This window comes from Tenacibaculum sp. L6 (genome assembly GCF_028823685.1).
GTDB lineage: Bacteria > Bacteroidota > Bacteroidia > Flavobacteriales > Flavobacteriaceae > Polaribacter.
Window position 1 is genome coordinate 1 of record NZ_JAPEHZ010000075.1, and the last position, 9,484, is coordinate 9,484.

The following is a 9,484-nucleotide window of genomic DNA, read 5'->3' on the forward strand; positions in this document are numbered from 1 at the left end:
TTATTAATTTCATTCTCAAAAAACTCTCCGCTTTTTATGAAAATTTCATCTACGATTTCGCCATTTATTTTGTAATACAACACTCCATCAATTTTATTAAGGTTACTTTTTATAAGTAACTTTAACTCTTCAATGTCTTTAAGTTCTTTAGGTATAAAGAAATTAGTTTTAAACTCTGAGGAAACTTGCATGTCATAATCCACCTCACCTCCCTTTCTTTTAGCTTTAAAATCATCAGATAACAGCTCGTTAAGGTTAACTGTTTTAGAGATATATGAGTATTGATATTCTTCAGTAACATTTTCTTTTTCACAAGATTGAAATAACACTCCTAAAGTGATTAAAAATACAAATTTAAATAAATACTTTTTTTTCATTTTTCTTTAATTTTTAAAATTCATAGCAATTCTAAAAAAAAAAAAAAAGAGCTAGCAAAATTTATTTAAATTAAATAACAAGTTTTTTTGCTTTTTAAAATTAGGCACTAGTAAATTCAAAATAAATAATAATGGGGATGTTACAAACAATAAGACTTTATTTATTCTTATAAACATTTACTTTTTATATTTGAAAAGTAAATATTAAGTGGCTAACTATTTTTTCTATCTTCGCAAAACTAACCCAAAAAATCCACAAACTTGGCAAAAACAAAGGCAAAAAAGGTAACTCCATTAATGCAACAGTATAACGGAATCAAGGCAAAATATCCTGATGCAATGTTGCTCTTTAGAGTAGGCGATTTTTATGAAACCTTTGGAGAAGATGCCATAAAAGCATCTAAAGTTTTAGGAATTATTTTAACCAAAAGAGGAAGCGGAAGTGAAAGTGAAACGGCCTTGGCAGGATTTCCGCATCACTCTTTAAACACCTATTTACCTAAGTTAGTAAAATCTGGGTTGCGTGTGGCAATTTGCGATCAGTTGGAAGATCCAAAAATGACCAAAACGATTGTAAAAAGAGGAGTTACGGAGTTGGTAACACCAGGAGTAGCATTGAATGATGAGGTATTGCAATCGAAATCGAACAACTTTTTAGCGGCAGTTCATTTTGGGAAGAAATTATTAGGAGTTTCTTTTTTAGATGTTTCTACAGGAGAATTTCTCATCGCTCAAGGGAACGAAGAATATATCGATAAACTCTTGCAAAACTTTACACCAAGTGAGGTATTGGTTGAAAAAAAGCACAAACAACGCTTTTTAGAGGTTTTTACTAACCGTTTTCATACTTTTTACTTGGAGGATTGGGTGTTTCAAAAAGATTATGGAGATGAATTACTTCGAAATCATTTTAAAGTAAAAAACCTAAAAGGATTTGGAGTTCAGGAGTTAGAATACGGAATTGTAGCCGGTGGTGCTGCGATGTATTACCTATCAGAAACTCAGCACAACAAAATTGAACACATACAGTCTATTAGCAGAATTGCCGAAGATAATTATGTGTGGATGGATCGTTTTACCGTAAAAAACTTAGAATTATACGGTGGTAATTCGGTGAACTCTGTCTCACTATTAAATGTGATTGACAAAACGATTTCTCCGATGGGAGGACGTTTGTTAAAACGTTGGTTAGCACTTCCGTTAAAAGATTTAGAGCAGATTCAGCAGCGACATGAATTGGTAAAGTACCTAATTGATAATGATGCTTTTTTTGAAACGGTAAGTTATCAACTCAAACAAATTTCAGATATCGAACGATTGATATCGAAAGTGGCTACGGGGAAAGTGTCTCCAAGAGAAGTTGTCTTGCTGAAAAACTCGCTAAAAGCGATCCTTCCTATAAAAGTTTCCGCAGAGAAAAGCGAAAATGCTGCCGTTAAGTTATTGGGAGAGCAAATTAATACTTGTGAAGCGTTAATCGCTAAAATTACAGAGACTGTGTTAGAAGATGCTCCTGTAAATATCAACAAAGGGAATGCGATTGCGGGCGGAGTTTCTGAAGAGTTAGACGAACTACGTAACATTTCTAACTCAGGAAAAGAGTATTTAGATAGTATGCTGGCTCGTGAAACAGAGAGAACGGGAATTCCGAGTTTAAAAATAGCCTTTAACAACGTATTCGGGTATTATATTGAAGTTAGAAATACGCATAAAGACAAAGTTCCTGAAGAGTGGATTCGTAAACAAACCCTAGTAAATGCGGAGCGTTATATTACGGAAGAGTTAAAAGAATACGAAGCGAAAATTTTAGGAGCAGAAGAGAAAATTCAGCAGTTAGAAACGGAGATTTTCGCCAAATTAGTGCAATATATTATCGGCTTTGTGCAACCTGTACAACAAAATGCACAGAGTATAGCAAAGATAGATGCATTACTATCTTTTGCTACGTTGGCGATGGAGAATAACTACGTGCGTCCGCTATTGGATGAAAGTACCGATATTGAAATCAAAAATGGTCGTCATCCTGTAATTGAAAAGCAATTACCACTAGGTGAAGAATATATTGCTAACGATGTTGTGTTAAACTGTAATCAGCAACAAATTATTATGATTACGGGTCCGAATATGTCGGGTAAATCGGCGATTTTACGTCAAACTGCATTGATTGTGTTATTAGCACAAATGGGAAGTTATGTACCCGCACAAAATGCCCGAATAGGAATTGTAGATAAAATTTTTACCAGAGTAGGAGCTAGCGATAATATTTCGATGGGAGAATCGACCTTTATGGTGGAGATGAATGAAACTGCATCCATCTTAAACAATATTTCTGATCGTAGTTTGGTGTTGTTAGATGAAATTGGACGAGGAACGTCTACTTATGACGGAATCTCTATCGCCTGGGCAATTGCAGAATATTTGCATGAGCATCCGTCAAAAGCTAAAACCTTATTTGCGACCCACTATCATGAATTGAATGAAATGACTACGACCTTTGAGCGTATCAAGAACTTTAATGTGTCGGTTAAAGAATTAGATCATAGTATTATTTTCTTGCGTAAGTTGGTAAAAGGAGGAAGTGACCACAGTTTTGGTATTCACGTAGCGAAGTTGGCGGGTATGCCGAATATGGTAATTCACAGAGCGCAAAAAATATTAAAGGAGTTAGAAGAAAGTCATAAGCATCAAGAGGTAAAAGAAACCTTGAAAGAAGCACAGCATCAAGACATGCAAATGAGCTTTTTTCAGTTAGACGATCCTTTGCTAGAAGATATTCGAGAGGAAATTTTAACCACGAATATTGATACGTTGACACCAATTGAAGCCTTGATGAAGTTGAATGAAATTAAACGAATGTTGACAAAAAAATAAACGTTTTGAAACACGACATTAGCTTTAAACATATCAACAAATTAGCCTTTCCTGCATTGGTAGCAGGAGTTGCAGAACCTTTACTTTCTACGACTGATTTAGCGATTGTGGGTAATATTGAACACAATGCTACCGAAAGTATTGCTGCAATAGGTATTGTGGGCGCTTTTCTTTCTATGTTAATTTGGGTTTTTGGGCAAACTAGAAGCGGAATTTCTTCCATCGTTTCTCAATATTTAGGCGCTAATAAGCTTGAAGAGATTAAAAACCTGCCAGCACAAGCCATTGTTATTGTATTGGCGGTAAGTGCGCTGATTCTAGGATTGAGTTATCCGTTTGCTAAAGAAATTTTTGAATTGTATAATGCGTCAGGAACGATTTTAGACTACTCGATTGAGTATTATAAAATCCGTGTTTTTGGGTTTCCGTTTACGCTTTTTACCATTGCCATTTTTGGTACATTCCGGGGTTTGCAAAACACCTATTATCCAATGATCATTGCTTTGATAGGTACTGTTATAAATATAGTGTTAGACGTTGTGCTGGTTTATGGAATTGAAGGATATATTCCTGCAATGCAAATTCAAGGAGCAGCGTATGCAAGTGTAGCAGCTCAAGTTACCATGGCGATAATTTCTGCCGTATTGTTATTGAAAAAGACCGATATTTCATTAAAATTTACATTACCATTTAACTCTGAAATTCCGAAGTTTATCAATATGGTGTTGAATTTATTTGTTCGAACTTTAGCACTAAATGTTGCCTTATATTTCGGAACATCCTACGCTACCGATTATGGCGATGCCTATATTGCAGCGTATACTATCGGCTTTAATTTATGGCTTATGGGTGCTTTTATGATTGATGGCTATTCTTCCGCAGGAAATATTTTATCAGGAAAACTTTTAGGCGCAAAAGCATATAAAACCTTGGTCGTTCTAGGAAATAGATTAATTAAATACGGTTTTTTCTTTGGATTGTTTTTAGCGTTGGTCGGATTTGTTTTGTATCAGTTTATTGGAAGAGTTTTTACTAAAGAAGTTGAAGTTTTAGAACAGTTCTACAATACTTTTTGGATTATTTTAATCATGCAACCTATATGTTCTATTGCCTTTATTTATGACGGAATGTTTAAAGGAATGGGAGAAATGAAATATTTACGAAACGTTTTGTTGTTAGTAACAGGGTTGGTTTTTTTTATTCCTACACTCTTATTTTTTGATTCTCTAGACTATAAATTATATGCAATTTGGATTGCTTTTTATCTATGGATGATTGCCAGAGCAGTTCCATTAGTTGTTAAGTTTAGAAGTAAATTTTTACCGCTTGCTCAAAAAACGTAATTTTGAACAAAGAATAAACAAATGACTACAACTAGAGAAAACGGAAGTTTATATACGCATATTGAAAATACAATAGCAACAGTTGAATTTGGGCACCCAGCAAGTAACTCTTTTCCAAGTGTATTGTTAGAGCGTTTAGCCAACGAGTTTGATAAACTATCAACAAACGATGAGGTTTCAATAATCATACTAAAATCGGAAGGAGATCGAGCTTTTTGTGCAGGTGCTTCGTTTGATGAATTGGTTGCGATTGATAATTTAGAAAAAGGTAAAGCATTTTTCTCGGGATTTGCGAATGTAATTAATGCAATGCGTCGTTGTTCAAAATTAATTGTAGGTCGCGTACAAGGAAAAACTGTAGGAGGTGGAGTTGGATTAGCAGCAGCTTGCGACTATGTATTAGCTACAGAGCAAGCCGCTATTAAACTTTCTGAGTTTACGATAGGTATTGGTCCATTTGTAATTGCACCTGCCGTAGAACGCAAAATAAGCGTAAGTGGATTAGCAGAATTAACGTTGGATGCGACTAGTTGGAAAAATGCGTATTGGGCGAAAGAAAAAGGCTTATACGCTCGTGTTTTTGAAACACAAAATGAATTGGATAAAGAGGTTGAGATTTTATCAGAGAAATTAGCATCGTACAATCCAGAAGCTTTAGCAGAAATGAAGAGAGCATTATGGAAAGGAACCGAACACTGGGAAGAATTATTAATTGAAAGAGCTGAAACTTCAGGAAAATTAGTCTTGTCAGACTTTACCAAAAAGGCTCTGCAGCTTACAATGCAGGATATGAAGTAGGAAAGTGGGTAGCACAGAATCCGATATTAACACTATTGATTGGAGTCGTAGTTTCAGTAGGTTTTGTGTGGATATTAACAAAAGTTGTAAAACAAATTCGTACTTTCGGCGAATAAAAACAAAATAGTATGGGCGGAGATTATTTATTTGCCATTTTAGCAGCAGGTGTAGCGGTAGTGTATTTCTTTAACAAATACAGAGCAAACAAGAAGTTTAAAAGAAAATAACGTATTACAATCTTTTAGTTGTCGCTTAAGACAAGCTAAAGTGAAGTAATCTTTCATCACTTCTTTTAAAATAGAAAACTTATGGGCAAGATTAGAATTACCAAGCAATTTAACTTCGAAACTGGGCATGCATTGTATGGTTATGACGGAAAGTGTAAAAATGTTCACGGACATAGTTACAAACTTTCGGTAACAGTAATTGGTTCACCAATTAGAGATACATCGAATGTTAAATACGGTATGGTTATCGATTTCGGAGATCTAAAAAAGATCGTAAAAGAAGAAATTGTTGATGTGTTTGACCATGCAACAGTATTCAATAAAAACACACCTCATATTGAATTAGCCAAAGAGTTAAAAGATAGAGGGCATCATGTGATTTTGGTAGATTATCAACCAACCAGTGAAATGATGGTGATTGATTTTGCTCAAAAAATCCAATCGCGTTTACCAGAAAATATCAAACTACATGCAATTAAGTTACAGGAAACAGAAACTAGTTTTGCAGAGTGGTATGCTTCGGATAATTAGCGAATGAGTTAATTGGTTAGTGGTTTAATGATTTAATGAGGAAATGCTCTAATGAGTTATTGATTTAAGGAATGAATGTATTAATTCTTCAATGAACTACAAACTCACAGACTACTTTCCGTTAAATTCATTCATTGTATTTGCCAATCCTGCATTGATAAATGAGGTAATAGCATTAACAGAAGTTGGAATGCGTTCAATCATGGCGCTTTCTTCTTCAGAAGACCATTCTCCTAGCACGTAATCAACTTGTCTTCCTTTAGAGTAGTCAGCACCAACCCCAAAGCGAAAACGTGGATAAGAACCAGTATTAAGCTTGTCTTGGATGTCTTTTAATCCGTTATGACCACCTGAACTACCTTTTCCTTTTATACGAATCTTTCCGAAGTCGATATTTAAATCATCAGTAATAATCAGTAAGTTTTCAATTTGAATATTTTCTTTTTGCATCCAAAATTTAACCGCTTTTCCACTTAAATTCATATAAGTGTTTGGTTTTAAAACAATAACTGTTTTTCCTTTAATTTTAAGTTTAGCAATATCACCTAGCTTTTCAGTTTCAAAAGACCCATCATATTCTTTTACGAAAGCATCTACTATTTTAAAACCGATATTATGACGTGTGTTGTCATATTTCTCACCAATATTACCTAAACCTACTATTAAAAATTTCTTCATTGTATCGTTTTCTGTAGCTGTTGAATGTGTTTTAGAAAAACCAAATAATCTTTTCCAAAGGGTATTAAAAATCATGTGTCAAAAATAAAAAAAGCGCTACACTTGGTAACGCTTTTTAAAAACTTAACGAGGTAAGTCTTATTTCTTTTCAGCTTCAGCTGCTGCTTTTGCCGCGTTACGAGACATACGAACTTGAGCAACCACTGTGTTATCTGGGTGTAAAATTGCGTAGTTATCGTTTTGTAACTTAGTTACATATAACTTGTTACCAATTTCTAACTCAGTAATATCAGCTTCGATAAAATCTGGCAAGTTAGCTGGTAAAGCTTTTACTTTTAATTTACGTAAGTTGTGACGTAATGCACCCCCTACCATAACACCTTTAGATTTTCCTACTAAACGTACAGGAATTTCCATAGTTACAGCTTTATCATCAAATAATTGATAGAAGTCGATGTGTAAAATTTCATCACTTACTGGGTGAAATTGTATATCTTGTAATACAGCGCTATAAGTAGCACCTTCTAATTCAATCGTAGCAGTAAATACTTCTGGAGTATAGATTAACGATTTGAACGCTTTTTCATCTGCTGAAAAGTGAACAGGCTTGTCTCCTCCGTATAATACGCAAGGAACCTTTCCAGCATTACGTAAGGCTTTTGTTGCTTTTTTACCTACGCTTTCTCTTTGAGATCCTTTGATTGTAATTGATTTCATTACTTTGTTTATTAATTTATATTACATTAAAAATTTATCGCTAATAGATGTATTGTCTTGAACTTTATGCATCACATCAGCGAATAAAGCGGCGCAAGATACAACTTTTATTTTAGATATGCTCTTTTTTAAAGGGATTGTATCTGAAACGATTAGCTCTGTTAATTGCGAATTTTGAATTCTTTCATACGCATTTCCTGAAAGAATAGGGTGTGTACAAATAGCACGTACACTTTTTGCACCACGCTCCATCATTAAATCAGCGGCTTTAGTTAATGTTCCTCCTGTATCAATCATATCATCTACAAGAATTACATTTTTACCTTTTACCTCACCAATTAGCTCCATGTGCGCAATTACATTGGCTTTTTGACGTTGCTTATAACAAATAACTACATCGCTTTCTAAGTATTTAGAATATGCGTAAGCTCTTTTTGAACCTCCCATATCTGGTGAAGCAATGGTTAAGTTGTCTAAATCTAAACTTTTTACATAAGGTAAAAAGATGGTAGAAGCAAATAAGTGATCTACTGGTTTTTCAAAGAAACCTTGAATTTGATCTGCGTGTAAATCCATCGTCATAATTCTAGTAGCTCCAGCAGTTTCTAATAACTTAGCTACTAATTTAGCTCCAATAGCTACACGAGGTTTGTCTTTTCTATCTTGACGAGCCCAACCGAAATAAGGCATTACAGCAGTAATATGTCTTGCAGATGCACGCTTAGCAGCATCACACATAAGTAACATTTCCATTAAATTATCTGTTGAAGGAAATGTAGATCCTATAATGAAAACCCTTCTTCCTCTGATTGATTCTTCGAAAGCAGGTTGAAATTCTCCATCGCTAAAGTGGGTAGTGGTTACATTTCCGAGTTCAACTCCGTATGCATTAGCGATTTCTTCTGCTAATTCAATACTTTGTGAACAAGCAAATATTTTAGGGCTTAATTGATTTGTAGCCATTTAGAAAAGTATATTTTAGTTAATGTTGTTGTAGGGGCAAAAATAAAACTATTTTAAGAGTTTAAAAGATATTTTAAATGAAATATTTTATAGATTTGCACTCACCAAAAGCCAAAGTGGTGGAATTGGTAGACACGTCGGATTCAAAATCCGATGCTCGTAAGGGCGTGTGGGTTCGAGTCCCACCTTTGGTACAAAAAAGCACTTAAATCTAGATTTAAGTGCTTTTTTATTATGAATTGAGCTCTTTTTTAACCTGCTCAAACTCTTCAGGAGTGTTGATGTTTCTTATTAAGTTATCATCAACCTCAATAATTTCAACATCAGAGTTAATGAGCATTTTACGTGGGCACGAATATCCTTGCGCTAAATAGGCTAATAATTTTCCGTAGGCTTTTGGTTCGTAAATGGTGATTAAAGGTTCAGGGAATTCTTTGTTTTTCCCTTTTACAGTAGTTGCTATTTTAGAAGGATTTCTCTTTTGTAATAACAATTGAATAAGCTCATTGTTTACAAACGGAACATCTGTAGCCATGACAAGCCATGCTGAGTTTGGATCTTTTTGAAAAGCAGAGCAAACACCTCCAAAAGGTCCTAAATTTAAAAAGATATCATGAATTTCATTCTCTTTTTCTGAGGAGGCTTGAACAGAATAAAAAGTTTCTAAATTGTTGTTTTCTAGCAACTCTTTTACGTGTTCTTTTTGAGACTTTTTATAATACACTAACTCCGATTTATCACGTCCCATTCTGGTACTTTTTCCACCAGTTAACACCAATCCTTTTACTGGCGCAATGTTTTCTTTGATGAGATTATGAATATGATTAGATATTTTATCAATCTCATTAATCGTATAAGAGGTACTATTTTTGATGTTAGGAAAACGTTCTAGTAAACAATCAAAATATTTTGAGTTTTCATTCAATTTAATTACAAATTGAATACTCGTTAATTGATCTAACCTTTTTTTTACAGAAGC

Annotated in this window: 9 protein-coding genes and 1 tRNA gene; 5 read left to right on the forward strand and 5 right to left on the reverse strand. The window is 34.2% G+C overall.

Going from position 1 to position 9,484, the window contains the following annotated elements; translation table 11 throughout:
• Positions 1–377: hypothetical protein (locus OU788_RS10885; protein ID WP_274635192.1), on the reverse strand; the 377-nt coding region annotated here is incomplete at its 3' end.
• Between the two features lie 261 nt (positions 378–638).
• Between OU788_RS10885 and mutS the strand changes: the two genes are divergently transcribed.
• From mutS to OU788_RS10905, 4 genes are all read left to right on the forward strand, one after another.
• Entirely contained in the window at positions 639–3,248 is a 2,610-nt protein-coding gene (gene mutS, locus OU788_RS10890) for a DNA mismatch repair protein MutS (protein WP_274635193.1), read from the forward strand.
• A gap of 5 nt (positions 3,249–3,253) precedes the next feature.
• Entirely contained in the window at positions 3,254–4,591 is a 1,338-nt protein-coding gene (locus OU788_RS10895) for an MATE family efflux transporter (RefSeq protein ID WP_274635194.1), read from the forward strand.
• 21 nt (positions 4,592–4,612) lie between these two features.
• The gene (locus OU788_RS10900; protein WP_274635195.1) at positions 4,613–5,389 is read left to right on the forward strand and encodes an enoyl-CoA hydratase/isomerase family protein; all 777 of its coding nucleotides are present in this window, start codon (positions 4,613–4,615) and stop codon (positions 5,387–5,389) included.
• A gap of 308 nt (positions 5,390–5,697) precedes the next feature.
• Positions 5,698–6,147: a 6-pyruvoyl trahydropterin synthase family protein gene (locus tag OU788_RS10905; protein ID WP_274635196.1), complete on the forward strand. Its 450-nt coding sequence runs from the start codon at positions 5,698–5,700 to the stop codon at positions 6,145–6,147.
• Between the two features lie 111 nt (positions 6,148–6,258).
• On the opposite strand, the gene pth is transcribed toward OU788_RS10905, so the two are convergent.
• The 3 genes from pth to OU788_RS10920 all read right to left on the reverse strand — a co-directional run bounded on the left by pth (position 6,259) and on the right by OU788_RS10920 (position 8,505).
• Complete coding sequence (pth, locus tag OU788_RS10910) at positions 6,259–6,825, reverse strand: aminoacyl-tRNA hydrolase (protein ID WP_274635200.1); 567 nt, start codon at positions 6,823–6,825, stop codon at positions 6,259–6,261.
• Positions 6,826–6,963: 138 nt separating this feature from the next.
• Complete coding sequence (locus tag OU788_RS10915; protein WP_274635197.1) at positions 6,964–7,542, reverse strand: 50S ribosomal protein L25/general stress protein Ctc; 579 nt, start codon at positions 7,540–7,542, stop codon at positions 6,964–6,966.
• 21 nt (positions 7,543–7,563) lie between these two features.
• The gene (locus OU788_RS10920) at positions 7,564–8,505 is read right to left on the reverse strand and encodes a ribose-phosphate pyrophosphokinase (RefSeq protein WP_274635198.1); all 942 of its coding nucleotides are present in this window, start codon (positions 8,503–8,505) and stop codon (positions 7,564–7,566) included.
• A gap of 110 nt (positions 8,506–8,615) precedes the next feature.
• On the opposite strand from OU788_RS10920, the gene OU788_RS10925 reads away from it, so the two are divergent.
• Positions 8,616–8,699 (forward strand) — tRNA-Leu (locus tag OU788_RS10925).
• A 38-nt stretch (positions 8,700–8,737) separates the two neighbouring features.
• On the opposite strand, the gene OU788_RS10930 is transcribed toward OU788_RS10925, so the two are convergent.
• The coding region (locus OU788_RS10930) for an NTP transferase domain-containing protein (protein ID WP_274635199.1) at positions 8,738–9,484 on the reverse strand (747 nt) is incomplete at its 5' end.